The following is a 26564-nucleotide window of genomic DNA, read 5'->3' as shown; positions in this document are numbered from 1 at the left end:
TCCGCCGATGGCGGCGTGCGCGCTTCGACATCCGACACGTGTCGCGACACGGGTTCGTCGATCAGATCAGCACGCGACCATGGCGCACGAAGCGCGGGCTGACCACCCGCACCGGGTACCAGCGTCCGCGAATCTCGACCTCAGCGCGCTCAACGACGCCCGCCGGCAGACGCGCCAGGGCAATGGCCTTGTTCAGCGTCGGCGAGTAGCTGCCGCTGGTGATCTCGCCACTGCCGCCCTCCACCCGCACCGCCTGCCGGCCGCGCAGCACGCCACGCTCCTCCAGCACCAGGCCGACCAGACGCGGCAGGCTCTGCCCCTGCTGAGCCTGAAGGGCGGCACGTCCGATGAAGTCTCGCGAGTCCGGCTCCCAGGCCACGGTCCAGCCCAGGTTGGCCGCCAGCGGTGAGGTGTTTTCGTCCATTTCCTGGCCATACAGGTCGAGCCCGGCCTCGAGGCGCAAGGTATCCCGTGCGCCCAAGCCGATCGGCGCCACGCCGGCGGCCACCAGGTCGCCGAACAGCTCGGCGGCCTGGGCCGCCGGCAACATGATCTCCAGGCCATCCTCACCGGTGTAGCCGGTGCGCGAAATGAACCACTCGCCGTCGACCTGGCCTTGGAAGCTGTCGAGCTCGCGCACCAGTGCGGCACGCGTGGTGCCGAACAGCTCCGCGCAACGTGCCCGCGCCTGGGGGCCTTGGACGGCGAGCATGGCGAGGTCGTCGCGGGGCTCGATGCTCAGCGCCTGGGCACCGGCCTGCGCGCGCAGCCAGGCCAGGTCCTTGTCACGGCAGGCGGCATTGAGCACCAGTCGGTAGCCCTGCGCCATGCGCCAGACGATGAGGTCGTCGATGACCCCGCCGTGCTCGTTGAGCATCACGCTGTAGAGGGCCTGACCGTCACGCTCCAGGCGGGCCACGTCGTTCGCCAGCAGACCGCGCAGCCAACCGCCGGCGGCGGCACCGCGCACGTCGACCACCGTCATGTGCGAGACATCGAAAACGCCGCAGTCGCGGCGGACCTGATGATGCTCCTCGACCTGCGAACCGTAGTGCAACGGCAGCTCCCAGCCACCGAAGTCGACCATCCGCGCGCCCAGCGCCAGGTGACGATCGAACAGGACAGTACGCTTACCCATGGGTTTCTCCTTCTGGGTCGGGTGACACCCAGGGTCACCGGGCGTCGCGTGGCGCGCATTGTAGCGGCGACGCGACGGTGCGGCGACCGGGTGCGACGAGGGGTGCCGCTCCAACGTCAGGGCGGACCGGCCAAAGCCGCGACCTGCAAGGCATCCCCACGCGGCGCGAGAAAGATTCGCTGACGATTTTCCGCCGCGCACGCTACGCGCAGGTGGTTACCAACAGATGGCGCCGGAAAAAAATGCCCCGCATCCGTACAGGGAGGCGGGGCCAAGCGAGGGTCGTTGTCCGGGCGCCCTTGCCCGTCGCTCATGCAGGTCTCAGCGCAGCACCGCGTGCGGCCCCGAGAGATAGTCGAGAATGCGATAGACGCTGGTACGCAGGACGTTGCATAACCCCTCGCCCTGGCGGATCACGCTGGCGTCCTGCAACCAGCCGCTGGCGGCCAGACCGTCGCCACAGGCGGCAAGCAGGCTTTCCACGCTTTGCGCGGTGCTCTCGAAGTGGCACTGCAGGGCGATGACCCGCTCCTGCCAGATGAAGCCGAGGCAATCGCACACCGCCGAGCCGTACAGCGGGATGGCGCCGTCGGGCAGTTCGAAGACCCGTTCGTGCCAGTGCAGCGCCACCAGGTGCTGCGGCAGCATGCGTCCCAGCGGCGAGCGCTTGGCCTGGGGATACTGCTCCAGCGGCCACCAGCCGACCTGCCGGCTATCGAGCTGACGCACGTTGGCGCCGAGCGCCTGGGCGATCAGCTGGCCACCCAGTTCGATGCCGAGCAGGCGCTTGCCGCAACCCAGCGCTTCGGCGACCAGACGCTTTTCATCCGCCAGCCAGTGGTAATGCTCTTCCTCGTCGCTGCCCATCGGTCCGCCGAGCAGAATCAGCAGATCGAAGTCCTCGACCCGCGGCAGGGGAGCATCGTCATACAGCGCGTGCACCCGGGCACCGAGACCTCGCCATTCGAGCCACTCGGCGATACGGCCGAGCCCTTCGAAGGGCGCATGCTGAATGATCGAAACGCGCATCAGGCTACCTCCAGGGACGTTCTTGCGACCTGCTGCAGGGCGCGGCCCAGGCGCCTGAGCATTTCCTCCACATTGCCGTGGCTGACGGTGAGTGCCGGACTCAGGCGCAGACTGTCGCGCTGCGGCGCACCGATCAGCAGACCTTCGTCCAGGGCCGCGCGGGCCACGGCCTGGGCCGAGGCGCCGTGCAGGGTCAGGCCGACCAGCAGCCCGTGACCACGCAACGGCCCGTGACCGTGCTGCCGGGCCAGCCGCGCGAGTCCTTCGCGCAGGTGCTCGCCGACGTCGCGCACATGCTCCATGAAGCCGCCTTCGAGCACCGCATGCAGCACCGCGAGTCCGACGCTGGCCATCAGCGGATTGCCATGCAGGGTGCCGCCGATGTCGCCCGGTTCGAAGCAGCAAGCATTGCCACGCGCCAACAGCGCCGCGAGTGGCACACCGCCGCCCAGCCCCTTGCCGAGGGTCACGATGTCGGCGCGCACGCCGTAGAGCTCTTCCGCCAGCAGCGTGCCGCAGCGCCCGACGCCGGTCTGTACCTCGTCGAGGATCAACAGCAGCCCGTGCTCGCGACACAGCCGCTCGGCGCCCTGCAGGTATTCGAGGGTCGCCGGAATCACCCCGGCATCGCCCTGCACCGGCTCGAGCATCACCGCTACGCAGCGTTCGTCGATCTCTGCCTGCAGGGCCTCCAGGTCATTGAACGGGACGCTGGCGAAACCGCTGCCCTGCTCGCCTTCCTGGCCCTCGGTGTGCTCGGACAGCGCGCCGAAGGCCAGGCCGTGGGAGCTCTGCCGCGCGCTGATGACGCGCTGCGCCCCGCCACGGTGCTGGCGACCCCATTTGCGCGCCAGTTGCACCGCGGCCTCATTGGCCTCGGCGCCGCTGTTGAGGAAATAGGCCTGGTCGCTGCCGCTGGCCTGGCACAGCCGCGCGGCCAGCTTGATCAGACTGCGGTTGTAGAAATTCGGGCCGGGGTTCAATAGGTTCTCGGCCTGCCGCTGCAGCGCCTCGACCAGCACGCTGGGACTGTGCCCAAGGCTGTTGGCGGCGCCACCCTGGTTGAAATCCAGGTAGGCGCGCCCGCCGTTGTCCCACAGCCAGGAGCCCTGGCCGCGGACGAACACCTGGTCCGGCCGTTCGACGGTAGGCATCAAGCGCAGGTGAGCCTGGACGTCACGCATGTTGCACCTGCGTCGTGCGCGTCAAGGGCATGCCCAGCGCGCCAGGCACCGGTTGCGGTTGCACGCCTTCCGGCGGCAACCCATGCAGGCGCGGCTGCCAGTCCTCGACGCAACCGGTGGCCAGGCGCCGTGCGGCGAGGTCACGCCAGCGGCTGCTCAGCGCATGACAGCTGACCAGTTGCTGCAGGCCAGCGCGGTTGTCCGGGGTGTGATAGAAGCTGCGAATCGCCTGGGCCACGGTGAGCCCCGGATAAAGACGCTGGATCAGTTGCAGATTGCTCTGCGGGGTGACGAAACCCGGCTTCACGACCCGGTAGAACCAGCCCATCCGGGTGCTTTCCTGCACCCGCTGGGGTAGCTCCGGATGGCCCCAGCGATAGCTCAGGCGGTAGCACGGCGGACGTGGCTGGCTGATCTGGATGAGCGCATCGCCCCAGCGAAACAGGTCGCCGATGCACACGCGATCTTCGTTCAGGCCATGGGTGGAGATGTTCTCGCCGAAGGCGCCCATCTGCCAGTCGATGTCCCGGTACAGGCGCCGCCAGTGGGCATAGTGCTCGACCGGGTAATGGTGCAGCACGCGTTCGGGGCCGCCGTGATAACGCGCATCGCCCTGTTCGTCGCTGCCCAGCCCCTGCGGCCACAACCAGAGCCGGTGCGCCACCGGCCCCTTGTCCATGGCCGTACTCAAACCGGGACCAATTTCTTCGGCTTTTCCTATCAAAAGCCCCTTCAGCTCTACCGCTTTCATCGCTCCCCCATACTGGAAAGCACTGTGGACGGGCTTAGAATAAGGACGTCAGGGGACCTGCGACATTTCGTTTTTCCAGCATTTTCGATAAGGTTTACTTATGGATTTTCGACAACTGCGTTACTTCGTCGCGCTCTACGAAGAAGGCCACGTCGGGCGCGCTGCCGAACGCCTCAGTCTGTCGCAACCGGCGCTGTCGCAGCAGATACGCCAACTGGAGCAAGGCCTGGACGTGAGCCTGTTCCAGCGCAGTGGCAAACGCCTGCTGCCGACCCTCGCCGCGCACACCCTGTACAACCATGCCACCGCCCTGCTGGAAGGCCTGGAACGCGCCCGCGAGGCCTTGCGCGGCTTTCGTGGCCAGGCCCCGCGCAGCCTGGCGATCGGGGTTCTGCAGACGGTCAACGCCAGCCTGGTGCCGCTGCTGCTGGAGCGCCTGCGCGAGGCGCAGCCGCAACTGGTGGTGCAGATCTACGAGCTGTCCGGGATCGATATCGAGCGGCGCCTGCTGACCGGCAATCTCGATCTGGGCATCGGCTTCCTGCCGCCGCGCCAACCGGGGCTGCACTACCTGCCGCTGTATGAGGACGAACTGCAACTGGTGGTCGCGCCGGAGCACCCGTTGAAGGAGTTCAAGAAGGTTTCCCTGGCGCAGGCTGCGGAGCTGCCGATGCTGCTGCTGGGCGAGGAGTTCCGCGTGCGGCAGATCTGGCAGGAGCAACTCAGCACCCTGGGCCGTCGCCCGCGGGTGCAGGCCGAACTGAACCACATGAGCGCAATCCTCGACAGCCTGCCGAACACCCAGCTGGCCACCGTGCTGCCAGGCCGCACCCGGCAGTCGGTGGGCGACCACGATCTGCTCTGGAAACCCCTGTCGGAGCCGCGCATTCCCCTCAAGGTCGGCCTGGTCTACCGCGACGCCCAGCGCCAGCAAACCACCATCGAGCTGCTGCGCTCGGCACTGGAGGGGGTGTCCAATCCGACGCCGGGGCTGCCGCTGAGCTGACGCCACATGTGGATCACCCTCTCCCGTCAAAGGAGAGGGAATGCCTGGCACCACATCATGGCTGCTCCCAGCGCACGGCCTCGAAAGCCGCACCAAGAAGCCCCTCGCCCCTCGCGGGAGAGGGGTTGGGGAGAGGGGGAACCGAAGCCTCAGCGAACGACGATGCCGCGCTCGGCCATGTAGGCCTTGGCCTCGGGCACGCTGTATTCGCCAAAGTGGAAGATGCTCGCGGCGAGCACCGCGTCGGCCTTGCCCTGGAGGATGCCGTCGGCCAGGTGCTGCAGGTTGCCGACGCCGCCGGAGGCGATCACCGGGATGTTCACCGCTTCGCTCACGGCGCGGGTCACGCCCAGGTCGTAGCCGCGTTTGACGCCATCCTGGTCCATGCTGGTGAGGAGGATCTCGCCGGCGCCCAGTTCGGCCATCTTCGCCGCCCAGGCCACGGCATCCAGGCCGGTGGGCTTGCGCCCGCCGTGGGTGAAGATTTCCCAGCGGCCCGGCCCGACCTGCTTGGCGTCGATGGCGACGACGATGCACTGCGAGCCGAAACGCGCGGCGGCTTCGCCGACGAATTCGGGAGTGAACACCGCGGCGGTGTTGATCGAGACCTTGTCGGCGCCGGCGTTGAGCAGGTTGCGGATGTCCTGCACGGTACGCACGCCACCGCCCACGGTCAGCGGGATGAACACCTGGCTGGCCATGCGTTCGACGGTGTGCAGCGTGGTGTCACGCTCCTGGTGGCTGGCGGTGATGTCGAGGAAGGTGATCTCGTCAGCGCCCTGCTCGTCGTAGCGGCGGGCGATCTCCACCGGGTCGCCGGCGTCGCGGATGTCCTCGAACTTGACGCCCTTGACCACGCGGCCGTTGTCCACGTCCAGGCAGGGGATGATGCGTTTGGCCAATGCCATGACAATGCACTCGTAGGATGGGTTGAGCGCAGCGATAGCCATCGTTGCGCCGGTGTCGGTGGGTTACGCCGCGGCGCGGCTAACCCACCCTACGCTTTATTCGTCCTTCACCCGCAGGTCGCAGAGTGCCTGGGCCTCGGCGACGTCGAGGGTGCCTTCGTAGATCGCGCGGCCGGTGATGGCGCCGATGATGCCCGGCTCGCCGGCGTCCAGCAGTGCCTGCACGTCGCCGATGTTGTGGATGCCGCCGGAGGCGATCACCGGGATGCGGCTGGCGCGCGCCAGGGCCACGGTGGCCTCGACGTTGCAGCCCTGCATCATGCCGTCCTTGGCGATGTCGGTGTAGACGATCGCGGAGACGCCATCGGCCTCGAAGCGCTTGGCCAGCTCGGTGGCCTGCACGCCGGAGACTTCCGCCCAGCCGTCGGTGGCGACGAAGCCGTCCTTGGCGTCCAGGCCGACGATGACCTTGCCGGGGAACGCACGGCAGGCTTCGCCGACGAATTCCGGCTGCTTCACCGCCTTGGTGCCGATGATGACGTAGCTGACGCCCGCCTTGACGTAGTGCTCGATGGTTTCCAGCGAGCGGATGCCGCCGCCGATCTGGATCGGCAGGTTCGGGTAGCGCTTGGCGATGGCGGTCACCACCTCGCCGTTCACCGGCTGCCCTTCGAAGGCGCCGTTGAGGTCGACCAGGTGCAGGCGGCGGCAGCCCCCTTCGACCCACTTGGCGGCCATCGCCACGGGGTCGTCGGAGAACACCGTGGAATCCTCCATGCGGCCCTGGCGCAGGCGTACGCAGGCGCCGTCCTTCAAGTCGATAGCGGGGATGATCAGCATCGGGTCAACCTGTAATTCAGTGAAAGGAGGATGGGTCAGCTCTTTTCGAGCGCCCAGAGGTCGCTCTCGATGCTCTCGAACCTGTCTTTGAGGTGCGCCTGAACATCGGAGATCGCCTGGTTGTAAATCAGTGGCGCGTACTCGCCCATGACCAGGTCGAGCACTTCCAGCGCCTCGAAGGCGCCGACCTGCAGCTCGAAACGCTCATCGAGAAAACGCTTGAGCAAGGCGCCGGCCTGCTCGCGCTGGCTGGCGTCGAGTTGCAGGACGGAAGCCTTGGGCTGGCGTGCCATGGCTTACCAACGACCGTCCCAGGCGAGGAAGTTGGCGTACAGCTGCAGGCCGCAACTGGCACTCTTCTCCGGGTGGAACTGGGTGGCGAAGCGCGAGCCGTCGGCCAGCGCGGCGGCGAAATCCACGCCGTAGTGGCCACGACCGACCACCTGCCGCGGATTGCCGGCCTCGACGTAGTAGCTGTGCACGAAGTAGAAGCGCGCATCGTCGTCGATGCCGTGCCAGAGCGGGTGCGCCAGGGCGTGTCGCACCTGGTTCCAGCCCATGTGCGGCACCTTCAGCGCATCGCCGTCTTCCTGCATGCCATCGGGGAAGCGCCGCACCTGGCCGGGGAACAGGCCGATGCAGTCGACGCCACCGTTCTCCTCGCTGCGTTCGAGCAACGCCTGCATGCCGACGCAGACGCCGAGGAACGGCCGGTCGCGGCTGACTTCGCGCACCAGGCTGTCGATCTCCAGACGACGGATCTCGGCCATGCAGTCGCGGATCGCGCCCACGCCCGGCAGCACGATGCGGTCGGCCTCGCGGATCACCGCCGGATCGGCGGTCACCAGCACCTTCGAGGTACCGGCGTGCTCCAGCGCCTTGGCCACCGAATGCAGGTTGCCCATGCCGTAGTCGATGACGGCAACGGTCTGCATCACAGGCACCCTTTGGTCGACGGCATCTGCCCAGCCATGCGCGGATCGAGCTCGATGGCCATGCGCAGGGCGCGGCCGAAGGCCTTGAACACCGTCTCGATCTGGTGGTGGGTGTTAGTGCCACGCAGGTTGTCGATGTGCAGGCTCACCAGGGCGTGGTTGACGAAGCCCTGGAAGAACTCCTGGAACAGGTCCACGTCGAAGCCGCCAACCACCGCGCGGGTGAAAGGCACGTGCATCTGCAAGCCAGGCCGCCCGGAGAAGTCGATGACCACCCGCGACAGCGCCTCGTCCAGCGGCACGTAGGAATGCCCGTAGCGGGTCATGCCCTTCTTGTCGCCGACGGCCTTGGCGAACGCCTGGCCGAGGGTAATGCCGACGTCTTCGACGGTGTGGTGGTCGTCGATGTGCAGGTCGCCCTTGCAGTGGATGTCCAGGTCGATCAGCCCGTGGCGGGCGATCTGGTCGAGCATGTGCTCGAGGAAGGGCACGCCGATGTCGAACTTGGCCTTGCCCGTGCCATCCAGGTTGATCGAGACCTTGATCTGGGTCTCCAGGGTGTTGCGCTCGACGGACGCCGTACGTTCGGCCATCGCTCCAGCTCCAGACTCATCACGGAAAAGGGCCGCATTATAGGCGGCCCTTGACCCGAGCGGCTACCGGCGACGGACGTGCGTACGCCGCGCCGGCTGTGCCTCAGAACAGTGCAGCGGTCTTTTGCAGGGTGATCCAGATGCCCCACGCCAGCGGAATGCCCACGGCGAGCCAGGCCGCTACCGCCAGCGGGCGGCTCGCCGGGTCCGTGGACCACTCCAGCGCGGCGGCGGATTCGCCACCGTCACCCTTGGCGCGCAACGCCGCCAACTCGGCCTCGCCCATGAAATGCCGCTCGTCCACCGGACGCACCAGGGCATTGCACAGCAGCCCCAGCAGCAACAGGCCGGCAAGGATGTAGAGGGTGATGTCGTAGGCCGCGGCCTTCTCCACGCCGATGCTCAGCTGGTACTCGCGCAGGTAGTTGACCAGCACCGGACCGAGCACGCCGGCGGCGGCCCAGGCGGTGAGCAGGCGACCGTGGATGGCACCGACCATCTGCGTGCCGAACAGGTCGGCGAGATAGGCCGGCACGGTGGCGAAGCCACCGCCGTACATCGACAGGATCACGCAGAAGGCGAGCACGAACAGCGCCAGGCTGCCGAGGTGAGCGAGCGCCGGCACCGCGGCGTAGAGCGCCAGGCCCAGGGCGAAGAAGACGAAGTAGGTGTTCTTGCGGCCGATATGGTCCGAGCAGGTCGCCCAGAAGAAGCGCCCGCCGATGTTGAACAGACTGAGCAGCCCGGTGAAGCCGGCGGCGATCGTGGCGATCTCCGCCAGTTGCGCGGAGCTGAGCTGGTTGTAGGCCAGATCCAGACCGATCAACTGACCGGCGAAGACCTCCTGCAGCAGCGGCGAAGCCATGCCGATGATGCCGATACCGGCGGAGACGTTCAGGCACAGCACCGCCCAGACCAGCCAGAACTGCGGCGTCTTGCTGGCAACGCTGACATGCACGTGACCATGGGTAATCATGCCGCTACCGCCCTGCTTCAGCGGCGCCTTCCAGCCCTCGGGCTTCCAGCCGGCCGGCGGCACGCGGTAGGCCAGCGCGCCACCGAGCATGAACACCAGGTAGATCAACGCCATCACCACGAAGCTCTGCCAGACGCCGACTTCGAACTCGTTGGCGAAGTGCTTCATCAGCAGCGCCGCCAGCGGCGCACCGACCATCGCGCCACCGCCGAAGCCCATGATCGCCATGCCGGTGGCCATGCCGCGCTTGTCCGGGAACCACTTGATCAGGGTCGACACCGGAGAGATGTAGCCCAGCCCCAGGCCAATGCCGCCAATCACGCCGGAACCCAGCCAGAGCAGCCAGATCTGGTGACTGTACACGCCCAGCGCAGAGATCAGCAGACCACCACACCAGCACAGCGCCGAGACGACGCCGGCCTTGCGCGGCCCGGCGTGTTCCAGCCAACCGCCCCAGATCGCCGCCGAGCAGCCGAGGAACACGAAGAACAGGGTGTAGACCCAGCCGAGCATGGAGATCGGCCAGTCGCAGGTGCTGGAGAAGACCTGGGCGAAGAAGCCCATGTCCGCTGCGCAGCTCACCGGCGCATCGATGCCGATGGCCTTGGACAGCGGCAGCCAGAACACCGAGAAGCCATAGGCCATGCCGATGCAGAGATGGATGGCGAGGGCCGCCGGCGGCACCAGCCAGCGGTTGAAACCGGGCCGGGCGATGATCCGGTCCCTGGACAGGAAAGCAGGTTTCGCCTCGGCGCCGTCGAGAACGAGTGCGTCAGTCATGTTTTTCTCTTTATGGGGTTGATTGGCAGAGCAAGGCCGCTGTCGCGAAAGAGGGGGTGCGTCAGACGGTCGCGGAGCTTATCACTCGGCCTGAGCGTCCACACCTCCCCAATGAGAACCACTGCTGTTCTCTCGACTGAGGCATCCCCCGTCAGAGGAACGTCGCCCCGACGTCCAGGGTCCATGCTGTGCGCCGGCGCACGCACCCGAGAGCAGCGCCCGGCCACCCCCGCCAGCTATACTGGCGCCCTTTGTCTCTACGAGGACCTACCATGAAAGCCTTCGGCAAGATCCTCGGCCTCCTGGCCCTTGGCCTGCTGTTGCTGGTGGTGGCACTGGGTTTCGCCCTGACCCATCTGTTCGACCCCAACGACTACAAGGACGAGATCCGCCAGTTGGCCCGCGAACGCGCCAACCTGGAGCTGACCCTCGATGGCGACATCGGCTGGAGCCTGTTCCCCTGGCTGGGCATCGAACTGCACGACGCCACCCTGGCCAGCGCCGACACGCCCGACAAGCCGTTCGCCGACTTGCGCCTGCTCGGCCTCTCCGTGCGCGTGCTGCCGCTGCTGCGACGCAAGGTGGAGATGAGCGACATCCGTGTCGATGGCCTCGACCTGCACCTGCAGCGCGACGCCCAGGGCCACGGCAACTGGGAAGGCGTCGGCCGCAGCCCGCAAACCGCCAGCAACGGCGACGCGGGACAAGACGAGGCGCCGCCGGCGGTGGAAGCCGAGCAACGCGCCGAGCCTTCGCGCCCGCTGAGCATCGACATCGATAGCCTGAGCATCAACGACGCCCGCGTGCTCTATCAGGACGAGGCCAGCGGCCGCCAGTACAGCGCCGACGGCATCGAGCTCTCCACTGGAGCGATTCGCGAGAAGGAGGCGGTGCCGTTCAAGCTCTCCGCGTTCTTCGGCAGCAACCAGCCGGTGCTGCGCGCGCGCACCGAACTGCAGGCAGATCTGCGCTTCGACCGTGCCCTGCAACGCTACGCGCTGGAAAACGCCCGCCTCTCCGGCGAGGCCTCCGGCGAACCCTTGTCCGGCAAGACGCTGGCCTTCACCGCCCATGGCGAGTTGCTCGCCGACCTCGCCGCCCAGGTGGCGCAGTGGAACAGCCTGAAATTCACCGCCAACGACCTGCGCGGCCTGGGCGAACTGAAGATCGACCAGTTGCAGAGCGAACCGCGCCTCTCCGGCGGCCTGTCGATCGCCGAGTTCGACCTGCGCGCCTTCCTCGAAGGCATCGGCCAGCCACTGCCGGCGATGGCCGACGGCAACACCCTCAAGCAGGTCGAACTGGCGACCCGGCTGACCGCTGCGCGCAATTCGTTGGCGCTGGATGACCTCAAGCTGACGGTCGACGACAGCCACTTCAAGGGCCGTATCGCCAGCCCCGACATTGCCCGTCGCGCCCTGCGTGTGAGCCTCAAGGGCGATACGCTGGACCTCGACCGCTACCTGCCGCCGAGCAGCGCCGATGACGATTCGGCGCGCCGCCAGGAAGTCCAGGCCAGCGTTGCCGCGGCCACCGGCAGCGGCACCAGCGAGCTGCCAGAGCAGCCCTCCCAGCAGGCCTGGAACGATGAAAAGGTGCTGCCGCTGGAGCGTCTGCGCAAACTCGACGCGCAGCTTGACCTGAGCCTTGCGCGCCTGACCTGGGACAAGCAGCCGTTGCGTGACGCACGCCTGCAGGCCAGCGCCAATGACGGCATGCTCGACCTGCAACGGCTGAGCGGCGACCTCGACAACGGTCGCATCCAGGCCAGCGGCAGCATCGACGCACGCAGCGACCAGCCGCTGCTGAAACTGCGCAGCCAGCTTTCGCGCGTTCCCGTGGAGCGGGTCGCGCGTAGCAAGGGCGAGCCCCTGCCGCTGCGTGGCCTGCTCACCCTGGACGCCGACCTGAGCACCCGCGGCAACAGCCAGAAGGCCTGGGTCGACGCACTCGATGGCACCGCCAGCTTCCTCGTCGACGACGGCGTGCTGCTCGACGCCAACCTCGAGCAGCAACTCTGCAGCGCCATCGCCACCCTCAATCGCAAGACCCTCGCCGACGAGCCCCGGCGCCGCGACACGCCCTTCCAGACCCTGCGCGGCTCGCTGCGCATCGACAACGGGGTGGCCAGCAACCGCGACCTCGCCGTGCGCCTGCCCGGACTCGCCGTGGACGGCGCCGGCAGCGTCGACCTGCGCGTGCTCGGCATGGACTACCGCGTCGGGGTGACCGTGCAGGGCGAACGCGGGGCAAACGCCGATCCGGCCTGCCAGGTCAACGAGCACCTCGCCGACGTGGCCTGGCCGCTGCGCTGCCGCGGCCCGCTGGAGCTGGGCGCCAAGGCCTGCCGCATCGACCGCGACGAACTCACCCGCATCGCCACCCGCAAGGCCGGCGAGCGCCTGGGCGACAAGCTGGAAGAGAAATTCGGCGACAAGGTCAGCCCGGAACTCAAGGACGCGCTGCGCGGATTGTTCAAGCGATGACTCCCGAGCAATTCGGCAACGCGGTACTCGCCTGGTACGACATCCACGGGCGCAAGGACCTGCCCTGGCAGCGCGGCATCAACGCCTACCGGGTGTGGGTCTCGGAGATCATGCTGCAGCAGACCCAGGTCGCCACCGTGCTTGGCTACTTCGAACGCTTCATGCAGGCGCTGCCGAACGTCGAGGCACTCGCCATGGCACCGGAGGACGAGGTGCTGCACCTGTGGACCGGGCTCGGCTACTACAGCCGCGCGCGCAACCTGCACAAGGCGGCGAAGCTGATCGTCGAACGCCATGGCGGCGAGTTCCCGCGCAGCGTCGAGGCGCTCGCCGAGCTGCCCGGTATCGGCCGCTCCACCGCCGGCGCCATCGCCAGCATCGCCCTGGGCGTGCGCGCCCCGATCCTCGACGGCAACGTCAAGCGCGTGCTGGCGCGCTACGCCGCAGTCGATGGCTATCCTGGCGAAACGGCCGTCGGCAAGCGGCTCTGGGCGCTGGCCGAGCAACTGACGCCCAGCTCGCGCTTCGGCCATTACACCCAGGCGATGATGGATCTGGGGGCAACCCTGTGTACCCGCAGCAAACCCAGCTGCCTGCTGTGCCCGGTGCGCGAAGGCTGCAAGGCACACCTGCTCGGTCGCGAGACCGACTTCCCCAGTCCCAAGCCGCGCAAGGAGCTACCGAAGAAACGTACGCTGATGCCGCTGCTGATCGACGCCGAGGGCGCCATCCTGCTCTACCGGCGCCCGTCCAGCGGGCTCTGGGGCGGACTCTGGAGCCTGCCGGAACTGGACGACGCCAGCGGCCTCGCCGCGCTCGCCGAGCGCCACGCGCTACAACTCGGCGAAGGCCGCGCGCTGCCCGGCCTGACCCACACCTTCAGCCATTTCCAACTCGCCATCGAGCCACTGCTGGTCCCCGTCGAAGTCACGGGCGCCGGCGTGGCCGAGGCCGACTGGCTCTGGTATAACCTCGCCACCCCGCCGCGCCTGGGCCTCGCCGCACCGGTCAAGACCCTGCTCAAACGCGCGGCCACAGCGTTCAGTGCAGGAGAGCTCGCATGACCCGTACCGTCCATTGCCGCAAACACAAGCAGGAACTGCCCGGCCTGGACCGTCCGCCCTATCCCGGCGCCAAGGGCCAGGACATCTACGAACACGTATCCAAGCAGGCCTGGGACGAGTGGCAGGCGCACCAGACCCTGCTGATCAACGAGCGTCGGCTGAACATGATGAACGCCGAAGACCGCAAGTTCCTCCAGGCGGAGATGGACAAATTCCTCTCCGGCGAGGACTACGCGCAGGCCGAAGGCTACGTGCCGCCGAGCGCTTGAAAGTCGTAAGCGACGGTTTTTCTGAAATTTTTTCGGAACCTCGCTTGACACTCCGGCGGCAAATCCGTTTAATTGCGCCCCGTTGCCCAGGTAGCTCAGTTGGTAGAGCAGGGGATTGAAAATCCCCGTGTCGGCGGTTCGATTCCGTCCCTGGGCACCACTAATTTCAAGGACTTAGCGCAACGCTTGGTTCAGTCCCACGCTCCAGTGGTACAGTTTCGGTACAGTGCCGGCACTTTGCTACTGGAGATGATGATGGCGACAATCGTAAAAACTCCCTCTGGTACCTGGAAAGCCGTCATCCGCAAGCAAGGATGGCCCACGGCTTCCAAGACCTTTCGCACCAAGCGTGACGCCGATGACTGGGCTCGCTCCACCGAGGACGAGATGGTCCGCGGCGTATACCTGCGTCGCTCCCCTTCCGAAAAGACCACTCTAGAGAAAGCCCTGGGTCGCTACTTGGAGGAAGTCACTCCGACCAAGAAAGCCTCCACGCAAAAAGCTGAGCAGACCAAGGCCGCCCCGCTCATCCGCCACCTCGGCAAATATTCCCTCGCCGCCCTCTCGGCCGATGTGATCGCCGAGTACCGCGACAAGCGCCTGAAGGAAACCGTCCGCACGAAATACAAGGAAGGCAGCGACGTTGCCGTTAGAACCGTCAGCGCCAACACCGTCCGCCTCGAGCTGGCCCTACTCAGCAACCTCTTCACGGTGGCCATCCAAGAGTGGCGCATCGGACTCCCCCAAAATCCCGTACTGAATATCCGCAAACCAAGCCCCGGGGAGGGACGCGACCGACGACTCAGCCAGGATGAAGAACGGAAGCTGTTCCAGGTCGTGAACGCCTACCACAATCCAATGCTCGGATGGATCGTCAGGATCGCCTTGGAGACCGGCATGCGCTCTTCAGAGATCACCTCGCTACGCAGGCACCAGGTAGACGTCAAAAAGCGTGTGGTGAAGCTCCTGGACACGAAAAACGGGGAAAGCCGCACCGTACCCCTGAGTCAAGCAGCGACCCAAGCCTTCAAAGAGGCCCTGGAGAACCCCATACGCCCCATCGATACCAATCTCATCTTCTTCGGCGAGCCAGGCAAGGATGAGAAGAGAAGGCCCTATGTCTTCTCGAAAGTCTGGAACGGGATGAAGAAGCGACTCGGCATGGCAGACCTCCGGTTCCATGACCTCAGGCACGAAGCCGTGAGCAGGCTCGTAGAAAGCGGCCAGCTCAGTGATCAGCAAGTTGCAGCAATCAGCGGGCACAAGTCGATGCAAATGCTCAAGCGCTACACTCACCTGCGAGCAGAAGACCTGGTCAACGCACTAGATAACATCGATCAATCGCGCCAGGACTCAAGAACTAGCGCCTGACTCAGATCCACATCCGGCCTCCCTGCCGGCGCTGGTGGCCAGGCCCCGGGCAAAAAGCCGCCCGGCGCCTGGCGCGGCATCCATGCCTCACCAGCTCGATCGAAGCTATGAATGTTCGTGGAGGTAACCAAACCATGAGCCGCAGTCGTCGCAAGACGCCCATTGTTGGACACACGACCTGCCGCAGCGAGAGCGAGGACAAGAAGCTCTGGCATCAGCGCTGGCGAACCCGCGAGCGTACAGCACTGGCCGGCGCATCGGCGGAAGTCCTGAGCGCCCATCTGACCTTGCGGGAAAACCAGGTCAGTAACGTCTGGTCGATGGGCAAGGATGGCCGCTCGTACTGGCCCATCAAGCACCAGATCGCTACGGCGGAGCGCATCGCCAACCGTAAGGGACGCAATCCGCAGGAGCGCGCCAGCCTGAAAAAGCGCCTGCTGCGCAAGTGGATGAGTAAATGAGCGCCTCCAGCATCGAAGCGCTGGCCAGCGCCTGGGCACAGGTCGCCAAGGAAGCCGCCTTGCCAGCCGAGTACGAGGGCACGGCAACGCCGGAGGCGCATCGAGCCAGCGAGCTGATCCAAGAGCGGATTCGTGAGCATATTGTTGCCAGCAATGACATGCGCCTGTTCGGCCTATTGCATCTGCTAGGTCAAGCATCGCTGCGTATGGAGCAAGTGCTGTACCCGGAAGATTACGAGCGCATGATCCGCGAGGTAGAGGAAGCCCTCCGGGAAGCCGATGCCCCCAACGCCAGAGCGTTCACGCACGAAGAAGTCATGCAGGCAATGCGGGGGCGCATCGATAAGTCAGGTTGATCGACTGACGAAAATTTCGGCGGTTCCGTATGCTCAGCGAGCCAAACATACCGAAGGTCCTCCTTCATGACTGAGCAGTCAGAGAATTTGATAGCCGCGCTGACTACTTTGGCCAGGGCACCATTGGGCCAGGCTGTGCCTGAGACGCTGATCGAGGTCGCATTGTTCGTCTGGTACGACCCCGACCCTCTCCCCTCGCTGAAACGCGCCCTGGAAGCTCTGGAGGGCATCCAGCAGCGCCGCGCCAGGTTCGCCCTGGACGTACTCCGCCGTTACCCCTGCACGCTGCCAGAGCGCAGCCAGGCGCTGCGCGACCTGGTGCGCCTAAAAGTTAGTTTTCAAGGTGGCCCGCTGACGGACCTACTCCACGCCTGGGGCCTGGACGAAGCTGACCGCCTGGACACCAAGTCCTTGCTCCCCTACCAGCGCCGACACTATCACCCTTAGTTTTCCAGGCTTCTCGGGGTTTCGTCGGTTTTCCCCATTTTCCCGCTTTCTCTGGTTATACTGCATTTGTCAGTAAAATTTCCGCCCTACCAACGGAGGTGAATCATGTCTCGACTGACGCTCGACCTCTCCCAAGAGATCGATGAAAAACTGACCGAGATCGCTAAACGCAACGGCATTACAAAGGCAGAGGCCATGCGCCGCGCCTTCGCTCTCCTAGCGGTTGCTGACCAGGAGAAACGGAAAGGTAAGGGGTTTTCTCTCGGGATCGTGCGAGAAAACGAAGACCACAAGCTTGAAGCGGTCGGCCGGGTGGTCGGCATCTGATGGCTGAGGACAATGCATCCGGAGATATCGACCTGGGGAAGGTCTTTGACTCCCCAGGGGGCGTGAGCATCAACGAAGGTGAACGCCTACGCTTCGCTCGGCAGGTGTTGTTCTGGCTGGCCTTGATCTGTGTCGGCGTGTTCACTGCCCACGGTATCTGGCCTGAGAATCAGGGGGTCAGCCAGATTTTCGAACTGGTCAAAATCGGTGCACTGCCCCTGGTCACCTTGGTGATCTCGTTCTACTTCCCGAATAGCTCAACGAAATAGTGAGCTGGTGAGGCATGGATGCCGCGCCTAGCCCGGGCGGCTTTTTGCCCGGGCTAGGCCACCAGCGTCGGCAGGGACGCCGGAAAGGGAGCTCGCGGCCGATCGGAGGCCGTTACCGATCCTACGTACATTTTTTCTTCGAGAGAACCCATGTGTTTTCGTGCCCGAACTCGACTGTCAGAACGTCGCCTACCGTCCAGCCCAGAGCATCGCAGAGTTCATCGGGTAAGGAGAGGATTACGTCTCCACTACCATCATTCGTATGCTCGCAGGCTACTCGCCAAGTATTTTTAGACTCACCTTTGAGGGCAAAGCTGTCCGCATCTTTATCGTTGCTCATGAGTACTGAATCTACCTAAGAGGATCAGAGCCTGCTTCCACGGAACGCTATAAATTTATCCGCACATGCTCTCGAGGTGTGGGACTGCGGGTTTGTAGGACGGGCCGTGCAGCTCTTACCGCAACAGGGCTCAATCCGCCACTACCCTGCCCAATCTGGAACTGACCATAGTTGCTGGAGGTCTTGGTTACGCAGTGGCCTAGAGCAGCCGAGATCTCTTCTTCACTCAGCCCGGCCCGTTTCCAGTCGCTGGCTGCGGCATTTCGGAGGTGGTACGGACAGACCCTGAATTTCAGTGTCGGCCATAGCGTCTGCCCGGCCGACGACAGCGCTGCACGCCAGTTGGTACTTTTCTCGATGCCGATAACTGTCGTCTCGATTCTTTCTGCTCCCGGCACAACATTTGTGCAAGTCTCAAAAAGAGCCCTGACCAACGGATTCTGATCGAAGCGATATGTGATCTCGCGCCAGGGCTGGCCTTTCTGCTCAGTCACCTTGACCCCGCTGTCGACCCGGATAGTCAACAGCCCGCTTTCTTTGGAGCAAATCACTTTTACGCCTTTTTCGAGCTCACCAGGCCGACAACCCGACACTGCCTCCACCAGATAAGCCAGTTCGTACTTGCTCCCCTCAAGTTGCTTATACAATTGATTCCGCCAATTGCCAGGCAGGTATTTCAAGTCAGATCGTTTCGACTTCCGCCTTACCGTATTTTCGAGAGGACACTGCCCTTTGTGCCTGTCAACAATATTCAGGATTCCGATTACCTCTTCGATCACTGCTACTTGGTATCTGAGGGCGCTCATATCACCCGCACGCTGGGCCACATCTTGGCTCCGCAATGCTTCCTGAAGCTGAACGCGGCAACAATGCATTGTTGCGGCCACTCTTCTCCGATATGTGGACTTACTTTGAGTCGCGCAGATTGCTGACCATAGTTTCTCTGGATTAGCCCCTTCATCGCCAACCATACGGTTGAATTCGCGCACATAACCATCGTCAGTCGACTTGATTAGCCTCTTGGATGGCAGCGCCTTCATTCGTTGGCGGGCTGTCCTTATGAGCTCAAAAATCTCTTCCTGGGTCTTCATAACGCTTCTCCAGTGACCTAAGTCGCTTGAACCGGTTGGCTGAAAGGGCACCTTTCGCTACGCGAATCGCCGTTCCGGCGACCGGTGCCCACATTCACGCAGCTGCGTGAATGTGTTTTATTTTTAGGTCACTTACGACCTATCCTTTTTAGGTCACACATGGCTCATCAACTTTTAGGTCACATGCGACTTTTTCTTTGTCTGATCCTTGTACATCTGAGATCACTTTGCTTGAATACTCTCATCGCCTTACGCAAGGAGACTTTCAATGTCATCCTCCGGATATCAAGTTGGCCTATCTGCTGGTTACGCGCACTCTCGTGCAACCCAAGCATCATACGAAGCTGCAATTAATGAATGGCGCTCGCATTCAGAGAATCTGAAACATCAAGTGAACGCACTGAATGAACGCATCGAAATTATGCAGGGCCACTTTGAGGCGAATAACTACGTTTTGCTTCTGCTGTTGGAAGAGTTAAGAAAGACCTCTCCTAACTCTCCATTACTGGCAAAAGAAAACAGAGACTCGCTTCGTCAGAAGGCTTTTGATAGATATCTGGAAGATCGCGGATATGAGGGGCCAAGTTCACGCCCCCGGAGGTAATTAACCTCCAGGTGGCGGCCCACCCAGCAGTGTGTTGTTGTCTGGCATGCCTCGGCCAGAAGTGCCAGGACTAGAGTTGTCTGGTCCCTTGCCGTGTCTCGCTCCACCACCCAGGCCACCAGCGGCCCCGTGCTTGCTTTCCCTAACACCGGCCACAAACACGTCCTGCCCACCATCGCCAGTGCGCTCAGCGTCCGCGATGCCCCCGGTAGCGCCTTGGCCGATCCAACGCAGAATGTTGTCCGGTACCCAGTGAATCAAGCTGAAGACGATGTGCACGACCGTAGTCATGATCACAACGTAGATGGCCACGTAGGCGATGAAGCTCACCATGCCGGTCATGCTGTCCGCCTGGATCCCCGAGACGACAGACATGAAGGCCGCATTGATGTAGCCGACGATAGGCTGGGTGAGCAATATCCCTCCAACCAGGCCGAATAGCATCAGGGCAGGCCGCATCACGAGCGAGAGGATCATCATGTAACCCTGGCCCGCACGTCCGACCGTGTCATCACCGTCCGGGTGAATGTGCGCGACAGCGAACAGCGGAGCGGCAATAACAGACTCCAGCACCAGAACGAACCAGTTCACGATTGAGGTCGTCCAGGTGATAAAGGGGATCATGGGCACATAGGTGCTCAACGTCACACCGAAAAAGAACAGCAACAGCACCAACGTTGTCACGAGGCCAGACGCGAACTGAATTACGGCTCCTACGTCGAAGACGCTTCCCACAGTGACCTTGGCCGCCAGCGAATTTGCAGCTCCACTCACTCCGGCCATCGCAGCGAGCATTACCTCACCTATAGTGACGATAACGTCACCGAAGCTTTTCATCTGGCTCATGTGGTTGAGGTTGGAACCAGCGATGCTCTGCGTCATCTGGTTGATCGCGCCCATGAACGGGGCGGACATCATCTTTTTGACGTACTCCCAGGCGCCTTCTCCGTCACGGGGCTCCCGCACGTTGGTCTCGGCGTAGTAGGTGTTCCGGACCGAGTCGACGCGGTGCTTGGCATATTCGTCGGCGGTGAGCATGACGTCGGCGTATGTCTGGAGTGTCTCCTTGGTCTCCTTGTCGACGATGGCGATAGGATCGGCTGCCGGCAGTCCGTTCAACGTGGATTGCATCACGTCGTTCATTTTGACGATGTGGTTGTACCAGGTGCCGGCGAACAGCCAGCCGCCGTCCTTGGCGGCCTTGAGGAAGTCCGCTGCAGCGCGATCACTGGTTTGCATCACAGCGGTCTTGGCGGCGGCGCGAAGTGAGTTTTCGTAAGTGTTCGCCGCGGCGTCTATTACGCCCGGGGCAGGTTTTTGCCCGGCGACGATCTGCTGTGCCGTCGGCCGGATATCCTGGATCATCTGCTGGATGGCTTTGGCGTGTGCCGCGAGAATCGGTTCTTTGATGACCTTAGTGTTGCTGTTGCCCTCCGAGGCCTCCCAGGACTGCTTCCAGGTGAGGGCGCCGCACACATCTGGGTTGATGTAGGAGTTGTCGTTAGCCTTCCACTTGTAGTCGGTGACGTTGTAACTCGCCTTGTTGTACTTCTGCACCATGTTGATGCCGCCGTAGACCGGTATGGCATCGGTGATGTCGACGTCGATCTCCCCGGTATTGACGACCTTGCGGGTGGATGCGACAGCCTGGATGCGAGTTGACCGGCCAGAGGCCTCGAACTGCTTGTTCATTGCCGCGGTGCAGACTTCGAATTTCAGGATGTTGGCCGCGAGCGGTCGGGAGTCAGGGATCAGCGGCCGCGACAGCATCCCGTCCTTGCCGATCTGGTCGACGGCTTGGCTCCAGATTGCATCCCCAACCCCGACGCCTTGAATAGCAAGCCATAGCACCATGATCTGGATAAGCGAATAGCCATGCCCAAGCGGTAGCAGCAGGGCGCCGCCTGCAGCGGTACGCAATGGAATCCAGATGTCGCTCATCTTCCGTCCGAGGACCTCGCCATCCTGAGCGGAATCGACGGTGCCTTTGATCGTGGTGTAGGCGATAAAGAGCATGCCCAAGAACATGACGGCACCACCGAACACGGACATCATGCTGCCCAGCACGTCCTCGGTCTCACCGCCCTCCACGTTTCCGCCGGAGTGGATGGTGCCCACGATTGAGCCGAATACTTCTTCCAGAAAGTCGACTGACGTGTCACCTGGTGGCGGGGTGAATTGGCTCAGTCCTCCAGGGGAGTCAGCATGTGCTGTTCCCCCAAGAACCACGGCCAGGAATAGGCAGAGCAGCAGTGATTTTCTCATCTGGCCGCTCTCCGCTGTGCTGGCGGTAGAACTAAAGGAGTGCAAAGAGCGTCATGCACATACAGCAGGGCATACGGGATGCCGGCGAGAGCATAAAACTGACTTCCGCCGGACAAGTACTGCTGCACGGCAAAAAGGGCCAGTACGGCAGTTATGGGGAACACCCACCAGCCTGGTAATCCACCCCATACGCGATGCTGGCCTAGTGGAGCTCCCAGGTTAGTCAGTAGCAACAGCAGATAAAAGGCACGATGAGTAAATCGCGTGAATGCAGGAGAACCTAGAATCGCATCGAAATTTACTGTTGGCATGCGAGTAGCCCCGCAATTTCTACAGTGCGATAAAGCACTCTTCGACCAACTTTAACTCGACACTCTCGAATGCCTATAGCTAACTCAGTTTTGCGCCATAGAAATGTGCTCAACCCTCTGGCAGTCATTCCCAATAGATCAGCAAGCTGGCTTTGGGAAACTAACGGACCAAATCGATTCAAAAAGTCTTGTTCAAATTTTGCTTTCTGGTTCTGCTGAGTCATCGTAACCGCATTCATTTGGAGCAACCTTTGTAAAATCTCGACAGGTGCTAAAATGCTCACGATAGCCAAGCAGTAAGTCAACAAGCGCAAAATTAAGTGACTTTTGTCCCACTCGGGGTTTTCCATGGGAAAAGACCTATTAAACCCCGAGGAAAATTCCGCCACACCGAAATCGCTCGGGCTTTAGCCCAATAAAATGCATCACAAACCCCGAATAGAATTTATTTTTATCAACATCACAGAATCAATAAAAAACCACAATACCCCATAAGTTTTCACCTTTCATCCCATATCCTTTCACCGTCCACCCCATAAACATTCACCTTTCGCCCCATATCCTTTCACCATGGCTCCCCATAAATTTTCACTCTCCACCCCATAAGCTTTCACCTTGCGCCCCATATCTATTCACCTTTGCCCCATAAACGTTCACCTTACACCCCATAAACGTTCACCATAAAAACAAAAAGCCCTTAAATAACAACAGCTTAAACACGGCAAATTTATCTCTTTGTTTGTATGTCTGCTCTTTTTTTAAAAAAGAAAAACAAACATACAGACAGACTGGACGGAAACAAGGAGGGAAAGTAGAGTAAGGAAGCGGTGCTGGTCAGGGCGGCAACCCAGACCAGCACCTACCACCCGAGACCGAAGGAGGGTCCCAAATGGCTAAGAAAACTATACCCGATCTTGTATTGGACGATGTACTAGTAAGCGCCAACCCACGATTGGAGAGCCCTCGGGCTGAATCCGAGCTCAAAGCCTTACGAAACCTTCTTGCCCCGGCTTGCGAAAAGGTTGTCGGGGCATATGCCGAAGTCGCCAACCATAAAAGCGCTGAGCGCGCCTTCAAACGCTTTTTGCAAAATATGATTTCAGCAACTTAGGCAGCAACACTCTTGGCCTCATCTAACTATCGGCCAGATGGGGCCAGCCAACTGTATTCTTTACAACGCCCACCAACTCAACAAATCGCGCAGAGCTGCATCACCTAATCTGGAGCGGCCCCACTCTGTCGCCGAACCGTAGCTCCCCTCCACACTCTTAGAAGCCAGAATCCTAATGTCACTTGCCCCCACCGCCGGCGAGCGCAGCAGCCCTGCAACAAGCAGAGCCTCGTCTAAACATGAAAAGATATCCTGGTACTGCACGCTGTCTATTTGAAATTTCACAGCACAGGCCCCCAACCGCTCCTCTAGACCTATTGACTCCACCTCTGAATGCATCGTCTCCGGTAGAGGGCAGCGAAATCGTGGTGGCGGCTCTCGCTCGCTTATCGACACAAGTTGGACGACTTTGCTCGCCATTCTCGTCAACTCCAAATGAATGCCCCGCTAATTACGAGCGGTCTGACCATGATCGCGCCAATAACTCGCCGAAAATCGGCAGAAAGGGTAGCTTTAGATCGGATGGGTTTCATCCGAAGCCAGGATTCGGTTCAGTTTCATAAGGAATAGCTTCAGCATGTCAGAGATAACGTCTCCAGCTGTCTGCGTACAGATCAACGCCACCCATAAAAGGGACAATAGCGACTTCGAGATCATCTCCGTAACGGAGTCTCTGTCCCACAGTAAACGCGTGCATTTCCTTCTCGTTGAGACCCAAACGCGCGAGTACGTACAGCAAGTGGGCGACCAAACACATGTCGAGGCCAGCATAGATGTCAAGGCTACCTACCTATATGGGCATCCTTATGGCCACCGAGAAGGTATGGTGGTCAGTACCATGGGCGGAAACTTTAGGAGCTATAACAATAGCGTAAAGCTGACCAACGGAAGCGTAATGATTGAATCTGCCCTCCGTGGCCTGCACATAGGCACCTACCTATTCCATAAGATAACTAGCTGGGCAAAAAGCTTTGATCCGTCTGCCCGGATCGTCCCAATCATGGTAATCGCTGGAGATGCAGGGCCAGAAAATCGTGAGCGCCGTAACAAGCTCTACACCAATTCTGGAATCAGGTTTATCTGGACCGATACACCTGGTGCAGGCGGCCGCTCCGCCCCCGATCTCACCGTGGCAGATCTCGCCCCCTACAGCCATTGGCCGAACATCGAGCCGTACTATGGCTTTTCTGCACTTAGCCAGGCTTGGCGCGAACTGGACGTTATCCGGGAGAAAGCTTCCGGACTGAAGGCATCCAAAGCCTACTATCGCAAGCACTATAACAGCGTATCCAAGCGCCTATCTGCCATCACTACGATGCTGAACTGGCCACTCTGCATTGTGACATTCGTGTTTGGCCTGCTACTCGCCCGAGGGATCGGATGGTACCAAGGGTTTGGGTTCTGACACGCATCCGCTGCGGTCTGGCGCTAGGTGGCTGCGAGACGCACCAAGCCGAACCACAAGAAAGCTACCGCGACTCAAGAACGCTTTACACGAAACTTTTTGAGTGTAGAATCCCGCATAACGAAACCTAGTGAGCACTCCAAATGTCCCAACGTAGTAGCAAGGCTATTGCTGAATTCATCATGCGAAACGTTCCCCGCGATCTCATGCTGGGCGTTGAGGACGCGCTGAACACTGGAGCTATGCGGGGCTACGCATCTGCAAAGGGCATGAATAAGGGGCATGTGAAGAACGCCGTAGGTCAGATGCGTCATTTCCATATGAACGAAGCTTTCAATGATGCGCTCGTTGCTGGAAATGCCAATCCGACTCCGATCAGAGGCAATGGCCTTGTTGTAGGTCGCTCTGGCGTGATTGCCTTGAGCCGATTCAACATTTCTGCTGGAGTTTGGAACAACGCTCGCCGAAGCATCACACGTCGACATCTGGCTGAGGCCAACCGGGCAATTGAACAATTCATACAGCCAGCACTTTTTGATGCTCAGCCAGTCTCACAGGCGTCTCTGTTTTTCGTGGCTGCCTTCAGCGGATCGATGGAGATTCAGCCAGATACGCCACAGGTTATCTATGTTGCGGTACCGGACAAAGAGATGAAGTCCTGGATCTTCCAGGAACCCTTAGAGCGTTTCTGCTCTCGCTACTTCGAGATCGAAAACCCACTACAGCCAGATACGGCGAAACCGAAGCTCAAGCCTGGTGTGGCAGCAAAAAAACGGAAAGATCAGTCATGAGTCGGGGAGTTAATGGTTTCAACCCGGGCCGCCTGAGCCAAGCTCTCGCGGCCCGTCGTTTACCTCAAGTACAGCTTGCGGCAATGGTCGGCGTTTCGCCCGCAACCGTTAGCAAGTGGAGGTCGGGGCAACAGGCACCGGAGGCAGAGACGTTGGAACGGCTCGCATCCGTCATAAATGTTAGCCCGGAGTGGTTTACACGACCGTTGCCCACGAAGGTGTCTGTACCGCTTTTTCGTAGTAACGCATCTGCCCATGTGGCTGCACGCGATATGCTCGAAGCGCGTCTTGAGTGGGCTCAAGATATTTCAATCGCGCTTGAAGAGTTTGTGGACTTCCCGGAAGTGAACCTGCCTATCCGGGAGTTCAAAGCACCAGAGCAAATCAGTGATGCTGACATCGAAGAGGCGGCCTGTGAGTGCCGAGATCTGTGGAACCTCGGCCGGCGGGCAATTCCAGATCTCGCCCTTGCAGTCGAAGGCGCAGGGGTCATTCTAATCCGCGAAGAAACAGGGATTGCACCTATTGAAGGCCTATCCGCGTGGAGTGCAGCGCTGCAGCGTCCAATGGTTCTGTTGTCCGCAGACAAGGCAAACGGCTTCCGCAGCCGATTCGATCTAGCGCACGAATTGGGACACCTCGTACTACACAAGGGCATTGACCGTTCAACAGATCCAGTTCGATACAAGCAGATGGAGTCGCAGGCACATCGCTTTGCTGGAGCCTTTTTACTGCCTGCAGAAGCGTTTGCAGCAGAAGTGAAGACTCCAGTTACCTTGGACAGTTTGCTCCTGCTGAAGCAGCGCTGGGGGGTCTCTGTAGCCGCGATCATTATGCGGCTGGAGGCATTGGGGATCATTGACCAGGAGGCAAAGACACTGCTCTTCAAACGGCGCTCTGCCCGTTGGGGAGTCAAATCCGAACCGGGTGATGATGCACGAGCCCCCGAACAACCTCGTCTGCTGAAAAGGACAATCGAACTGTTAGCGTCCTCGGGCGTTATGCCGGTGGAGTCAGTACCAAACCACATAGGGCTGGCGGCAACTGATATCGAGCGGCTTACAGGTTTGCCTGATGGCTATCTGAGTCAGAGAGCATCTGTCGTAAACCTATCCAGACTCAAAGCAGGACTCGCCCGTAAGGCACCTGCCAACACTACTGCTGACGGGGCTAGCATCATCCCGTTCAATCGCCGCTGAAAGATGAGTCATCCAGTGCCTGTTGCCCCAAGGACATACTCTCCCTAAGAGGTGGTGTCTGGAGGTACACTACCGGTACAGTACTGATTTTCCCGACTGTGACGCATCGAGACCTAATGCGTTGATTTTATAGTGATTTACTGTAATGTACCGTGACTCGCTGGAGCCTTACTGGTACCTGGTGAAATGGTGACACTGGCGAATTGAAAATCCCCGTGTCGGCGGTTCGATTCCGTCCCTGGGCACCACCATTTCTC

Annotated in this window: 28 protein-coding genes, 2 tRNA genes and 1 pseudogene; 18 read left to right on the top strand and 13 right to left on the bottom strand. The window is 61.6% G+C overall.

The annotated features are described in order from the left end of the window. Window positions 1-61: 61 nt before the first annotated feature. The 4 genes from gcvT to ACYRGX_RS05310 all read right to left on the bottom strand — a co-directional run bounded on the left by gcvT (window position 62) and on the right by ACYRGX_RS05310 (window position 4102). Window positions 62-1138 (bottom strand): glycine cleavage system aminomethyltransferase GcvT, encoded by a 1077-nt coding sequence (gcvT, locus tag ACYRGX_RS05325; RefSeq protein WP_473055571.1) that lies wholly within the window; start codon window positions 1136-1138, stop codon window positions 62-64. A gap of 321 nt (window positions 1139-1459) precedes the next feature. Further along, a complete protein-coding gene (locus tag ACYRGX_RS05320) occupies window positions 1460-2167 on the bottom strand; it encodes a type 1 glutamine amidotransferase (protein WP_473055570.1) in 708 nt (235 codons plus the stop codon). Beyond that, entirely contained in the window at window positions 2167-3351 is a 1185-nt protein-coding gene (locus ACYRGX_RS05315; RefSeq protein ID WP_473055569.1) for an aspartate aminotransferase family protein, read from the bottom strand. Before ACYRGX_RS05315 ends, ACYRGX_RS05320 begins: the two co-directional genes overlap by 1 nt. Next, entirely contained in the window at window positions 3344-4102 is a 759-nt protein-coding gene (locus tag ACYRGX_RS05310) for an MOSC domain-containing protein (protein ID WP_473055568.1), read from the bottom strand. The genes ACYRGX_RS05315 and ACYRGX_RS05310 overlap by 8 nt, the downstream gene beginning before the upstream one ends. A 100-nt stretch (window positions 4103-4202) precedes the next feature. Between ACYRGX_RS05310 and ACYRGX_RS05305 the strand changes: the two genes are divergently transcribed. Continuing rightward, on the top strand, window positions 4203-5108 hold the full coding sequence (locus ACYRGX_RS05305; protein ID WP_473055567.1) for a LysR family transcriptional regulator: 906 nt from the start codon (window positions 4203-4205) through the stop codon (window positions 5106-5108). A gap of 149 nt (window positions 5109-5257) precedes the next feature. Here ACYRGX_RS05305 and hisF read toward each other — a convergent pair whose 3' ends face one another. The 6 genes from hisF to ACYRGX_RS05275 all read right to left on the bottom strand — a co-directional run bounded on the left by hisF (window position 5258) and on the right by ACYRGX_RS05275 (window position 10140). Further along, window positions 5258-6016, bottom strand: coding sequence for an imidazole glycerol phosphate synthase subunit HisF (hisF, locus tag ACYRGX_RS05300; RefSeq protein ID WP_473055566.1), 759 nt, complete (start codon window positions 6014-6016; stop codon window positions 5258-5260). Window positions 6017-6112: 96 nt separating this feature from the next. Then, entirely contained in the window at window positions 6113-6856 is a 744-nt protein-coding gene (hisA, locus tag ACYRGX_RS05295) for a 1-(5-phosphoribosyl)-5-[(5-phosphoribosylamino)methylideneamino]imidazole-4-carboxamide isomerase (protein ID WP_473055565.1), read from the bottom strand. Window positions 6857-6891: 35 nt separating this feature from the next. Next, a complete protein-coding gene (locus tag ACYRGX_RS05290; RefSeq protein ID WP_473055564.1) occupies window positions 6892-7149 on the bottom strand; it encodes a DUF2164 domain-containing protein in 258 nt (85 codons plus the stop codon). A 3-nt stretch (window positions 7150-7152) separates the two neighbouring features. Further along, window positions 7153-7791: an imidazole glycerol phosphate synthase subunit HisH gene (gene hisH / locus ACYRGX_RS05285; protein ID WP_473055563.1), complete on the bottom strand. Its 639-nt coding sequence runs from the start codon at window positions 7789-7791 to the stop codon at window positions 7153-7155. After that, the gene (gene hisB, locus ACYRGX_RS05280) at window positions 7791-8384 is read right to left on the bottom strand and encodes an imidazoleglycerol-phosphate dehydratase HisB (RefSeq protein ID WP_473055562.1); all 594 of its coding nucleotides are present in this window, start codon (window positions 8382-8384) and stop codon (window positions 7791-7793) included. The genes hisH and hisB overlap by 1 nt, the downstream gene beginning before the upstream one ends. Before the next feature lie 103 nt (window positions 8385-8487). Next, window positions 8488-10140: an OFA family MFS transporter gene (locus tag ACYRGX_RS05275; RefSeq protein WP_473055561.1), complete on the bottom strand. Its 1653-nt coding sequence runs from the start codon at window positions 10138-10140 to the stop codon at window positions 8488-8490. 272 nt (window positions 10141-10412) lie between these two features. On the opposite strand from ACYRGX_RS05275, the gene ACYRGX_RS05270 reads away from it, so the two are divergent. The 10 genes from ACYRGX_RS05270 (at window position 10413) to ACYRGX_RS05225 (ending at window position 17190) form a co-directional block, all read left to right on the top strand. Further along, window positions 10413-12626: an AsmA family protein gene (locus ACYRGX_RS05270; protein WP_473055560.1), complete on the top strand. Its 2214-nt coding sequence runs from the start codon at window positions 10413-10415 to the stop codon at window positions 12624-12626. Further along, the gene (gene mutY, locus ACYRGX_RS05265) at window positions 12623-13690 is read left to right on the top strand and encodes an A/G-specific adenine glycosylase (protein ID WP_473055559.1); all 1068 of its coding nucleotides are present in this window, start codon (window positions 12623-12625) and stop codon (window positions 13688-13690) included. The genes ACYRGX_RS05270 and mutY overlap by 4 nt, the downstream gene beginning before the upstream one ends. Further along, complete coding sequence (locus tag ACYRGX_RS05260) at window positions 13687-13959, top strand: oxidative damage protection protein (protein ID WP_473055558.1); 273 nt, start codon at window positions 13687-13689, stop codon at window positions 13957-13959. The genes mutY and ACYRGX_RS05260 overlap by 4 nt, the downstream gene beginning before the upstream one ends. A gap of 84 nt (window positions 13960-14043) precedes the next feature. After that, window positions 14044-14119, top strand: a tRNA-Phe gene (locus ACYRGX_RS05255). A 95-nt stretch (window positions 14120-14214) separates the two neighbouring features. Further along, entirely contained in the window at window positions 14215-15330 is a 1116-nt protein-coding gene (locus ACYRGX_RS05250) for a site-specific integrase (RefSeq protein WP_473055557.1), read from the top strand. Between the two features lie 134 nt (window positions 15331-15464). Then, window positions 15465-15791 carry a hypothetical protein gene (locus ACYRGX_RS05245; RefSeq protein ID WP_473055556.1) on the top strand — a complete coding sequence of 109 codons (327 nt, stop codon included), beginning with the start codon at window positions 15465-15467 and terminating at the stop codon, window positions 15789-15791. After that, window positions 15788-16147, top strand: a complete 360-nt coding sequence (locus ACYRGX_RS05240) for a hypothetical protein (protein WP_473055555.1) — start codon at window positions 15788-15790, stop codon at window positions 16145-16147. The genes ACYRGX_RS05245 and ACYRGX_RS05240 overlap by 4 nt, the downstream gene beginning before the upstream one ends. A 66-nt stretch (window positions 16148-16213) precedes the next feature. Beyond that, window positions 16214-16594, top strand: coding sequence for a hypothetical protein (locus ACYRGX_RS05235; protein ID WP_473055554.1), 381 nt, complete (start codon window positions 16214-16216; stop codon window positions 16592-16594). A gap of 105 nt (window positions 16595-16699) precedes the next feature. Beyond that, on the top strand, window positions 16700-16921 hold the full coding sequence (locus ACYRGX_RS05230; protein WP_473055553.1) for a ribbon-helix-helix domain-containing protein: 222 nt from the start codon (window positions 16700-16702) through the stop codon (window positions 16919-16921). Next, window positions 16921-17190, top strand: coding sequence for a hypothetical protein (locus ACYRGX_RS05225; RefSeq protein WP_473055552.1), 270 nt, complete (start codon window positions 16921-16923; stop codon window positions 17188-17190). Before ACYRGX_RS05230 ends, ACYRGX_RS05225 begins: the two co-directional genes overlap by 1 nt. Window positions 17191-17577: 387 nt before the next feature. On the opposite strand, the gene ACYRGX_RS05220 is transcribed toward ACYRGX_RS05225, so the two are convergent. Further along, window positions 17578-18621 (bottom strand): hypothetical protein, encoded by a 1044-nt coding sequence (locus ACYRGX_RS05220; protein ID WP_473055551.1) that lies wholly within the window; start codon window positions 18619-18621, stop codon window positions 17578-17580. A 268-nt stretch (window positions 18622-18889) separates the two neighbouring features. Between ACYRGX_RS05220 and ACYRGX_RS05215 the strand changes: the two genes are divergently transcribed. Continuing rightward, on the top strand, window positions 18890-19225 hold the full coding sequence (locus ACYRGX_RS05215) for a hypothetical protein (protein ID WP_473055550.1): 336 nt from the start codon (window positions 18890-18892) through the stop codon (window positions 19223-19225). Here the strand turns inward: ACYRGX_RS05215 and ACYRGX_RS05210 are convergent, their stop codons facing one another. Continuing rightward, a complete protein-coding gene (locus ACYRGX_RS05210; protein WP_473055549.1) occupies window positions 19226-21490 on the bottom strand; it encodes a DotA/TraY family protein in 2265 nt (754 codons plus the stop codon). 298 nt (window positions 21491-21788) lie between these two features. After that, complete coding sequence (locus ACYRGX_RS05205; protein ID WP_473055548.1) at window positions 21789-22151, bottom strand: hypothetical protein; 363 nt, start codon at window positions 22149-22151, stop codon at window positions 21789-21791. A gap of 539 nt (window positions 22152-22690) precedes the next feature. On the opposite strand from ACYRGX_RS05205, the gene ACYRGX_RS05200 reads away from it, so the two are divergent. From ACYRGX_RS05200 to ACYRGX_RS05175, 6 genes and pseudogenes are all read left to right on the top strand, one after another. Next, window positions 22691-22912: a hypothetical protein gene (locus ACYRGX_RS05200; protein ID WP_123809162.1), complete on the top strand. Its 222-nt coding sequence runs from the start codon at window positions 22691-22693 to the stop codon at window positions 22910-22912. 577 nt (window positions 22913-23489) lie between these two features. After that, window positions 23490-24317, top strand: coding sequence for a hypothetical protein (locus ACYRGX_RS05195; protein WP_016852236.1), 828 nt, complete (start codon window positions 23490-23492; stop codon window positions 24315-24317). 143 nt (window positions 24318-24460) lie between these two features. Further along, window positions 24461-25108, top strand: a complete 648-nt coding sequence (locus ACYRGX_RS05190; protein ID WP_473055547.1) for a hypothetical protein — start codon at window positions 24461-24463, stop codon at window positions 25106-25108. Then, window positions 25105-25245, top strand: a pseudogene (locus ACYRGX_RS05185) (helix-turn-helix domain-containing protein); the annotation flags it as partial. The gene ACYRGX_RS05190 and the pseudogene ACYRGX_RS05185, both read left to right, overlap by 4 nt. Before the next feature lie 135 nt (window positions 25246-25380). Then, a complete protein-coding gene (locus tag ACYRGX_RS05180; protein WP_226915509.1) occupies window positions 25381-26307 on the top strand; it encodes an ImmA/IrrE family metallo-endopeptidase in 927 nt (308 codons plus the stop codon). 180 nt (window positions 26308-26487) lie between these two features. Next, window positions 26488-26555: transfer RNA gene (locus ACYRGX_RS05175), tRNA-Phe, on the top strand. The last annotated feature ends 9 nt before the right edge of the window (window positions 26556-26564 follow it).

Source organism: Pseudomonas sp. R4-15, assembly GCF_055768815.1.
The sequence above is the reverse complement of the archived record's forward strand: the minus strand, read 5'-3'. Positions and strand labels throughout refer to the sequence as shown.

Excerpts from the sequence above, each read along its gene's own strand:
- ACYRGX_RS05240 (WP_473055555.1), top strand. The coding sequence starts at position 15,788 with ATGAGCGCCTCCAGCATCGAAGCGCTGGCCAGCGCCTGGGCACAGGTC.
- ACYRGX_RS05205 (WP_473055548.1), bottom strand. The coding sequence starts at position 22,151 with ATGGAAAACCCCGAGTGGGACAAAAGTCACTTAATTTTGCGCTTGTTG.
- mutY (WP_473055559.1), top strand. The coding sequence starts at position 12,623 with ATGACTCCCGAGCAATTCGGCAACGCGGTACTCGCCTGGTACGACATC.
- hisA (WP_473055565.1), bottom strand. The coding sequence starts at position 6,856 with ATGCTGATCATCCCCGCTATCGACTTGAAGGACGGCGCCTGCGTACGC.
- ACYRGX_RS05200 (WP_123809162.1), top strand. The coding sequence starts at position 22,691 with ATGGCTAAGAAAACTATACCCGATCTTGTATTGGACGATGTACTAGTA.
- ACYRGX_RS05225 (WP_473055552.1), top strand. The coding sequence starts at position 16,921 with ATGGCTGAGGACAATGCATCCGGAGATATCGACCTGGGGAAGGTCTTT.
- ACYRGX_RS05250 (WP_473055557.1), top strand. The coding sequence starts at position 14,215 with ATGGCGACAATCGTAAAAACTCCCTCTGGTACCTGGAAAGCCGTCATC.
- ACYRGX_RS05235 (WP_473055554.1), top strand. The coding sequence starts at position 16,214 with ATGACTGAGCAGTCAGAGAATTTGATAGCCGCGCTGACTACTTTGGCC.
- ACYRGX_RS05290 (WP_473055564.1), bottom strand. The coding sequence starts at position 7,149 with ATGGCACGCCAGCCCAAGGCTTCCGTCCTGCAACTCGACGCCAGCCAG.
- ACYRGX_RS05195 (WP_016852236.1), top strand. The coding sequence starts at position 23,490 with ATGTCAGAGATAACGTCTCCAGCTGTCTGCGTACAGATCAACGCCACC.
- ACYRGX_RS05245 (WP_473055556.1), top strand. The coding sequence starts at position 15,465 with ATGAGCCGCAGTCGTCGCAAGACGCCCATTGTTGGACACACGACCTGC.
- hisF (WP_473055566.1), bottom strand. The coding sequence starts at position 6,016 with ATGGCATTGGCCAAACGCATCATCCCCTGCCTGGACGTGGACAACGGC.
- ACYRGX_RS05190 (WP_473055547.1), top strand. The coding sequence starts at position 24,461 with ATGTCCCAACGTAGTAGCAAGGCTATTGCTGAATTCATCATGCGAAAC.
- ACYRGX_RS05305 (WP_473055567.1), top strand. The coding sequence starts at position 4,203 with ATGGATTTTCGACAACTGCGTTACTTCGTCGCGCTCTACGAAGAAGGC.
- ACYRGX_RS05210 (WP_473055549.1), bottom strand. The coding sequence starts at position 21,490 with ATGAGAAAATCACTGCTGCTCTGCCTATTCCTGGCCGTGGTTCTTGGG.
- ACYRGX_RS05275 (WP_473055561.1), bottom strand. The coding sequence starts at position 10,140 with ATGACTGACGCACTCGTTCTCGACGGCGCCGAGGCGAAACCTGCTTTC.
- ACYRGX_RS05180 (WP_226915509.1), top strand. The coding sequence starts at position 25,381 with ATGCTCGAAGCGCGTCTTGAGTGGGCTCAAGATATTTCAATCGCGCTT.
- ACYRGX_RS05315 (WP_473055569.1), bottom strand. The coding sequence starts at position 3,351 with ATGCGTGACGTCCAGGCTCACCTGCGCTTGATGCCTACCGTCGAACGG.
- ACYRGX_RS05320 (WP_473055570.1), bottom strand. The coding sequence starts at position 2,167 with ATGCGCGTTTCGATCATTCAGCATGCGCCCTTCGAAGGGCTCGGCCGT.
- ACYRGX_RS05270 (WP_473055560.1), top strand. The coding sequence starts at position 10,413 with ATGAAAGCCTTCGGCAAGATCCTCGGCCTCCTGGCCCTTGGCCTGCTG.
- hisH (WP_473055563.1), bottom strand. The coding sequence starts at position 7,791 with ATGCAGACCGTTGCCGTCATCGACTACGGCATGGGCAACCTGCATTCG.
- ACYRGX_RS05215 (WP_473055550.1), top strand. The coding sequence starts at position 18,890 with ATGTCATCCTCCGGATATCAAGTTGGCCTATCTGCTGGTTACGCGCAC.
- hisB (WP_473055562.1), bottom strand. The coding sequence starts at position 8,384 with ATGGCCGAACGTACGGCGTCCGTCGAGCGCAACACCCTGGAGACCCAG.
- gcvT (WP_473055571.1), bottom strand. The coding sequence starts at position 1,138 with ATGGGTAAGCGTACTGTCCTGTTCGATCGTCACCTGGCGCTGGGCGCG.
- ACYRGX_RS05310 (WP_473055568.1), bottom strand. The coding sequence starts at position 4,102 with ATGAAAGCGGTAGAGCTGAAGGGGCTTTTGATAGGAAAAGCCGAAGAA.
- ACYRGX_RS05220 (WP_473055551.1), bottom strand. The coding sequence starts at position 18,621 with ATGAAGACCCAGGAAGAGATTTTTGAGCTCATAAGGACAGCCCGCCAA.
- ACYRGX_RS05230 (WP_473055553.1), top strand. The coding sequence starts at position 16,700 with ATGTCTCGACTGACGCTCGACCTCTCCCAAGAGATCGATGAAAAACTG.
- ACYRGX_RS05260 (WP_473055558.1), top strand. The coding sequence starts at position 13,687 with ATGACCCGTACCGTCCATTGCCGCAAACACAAGCAGGAACTGCCCGGC.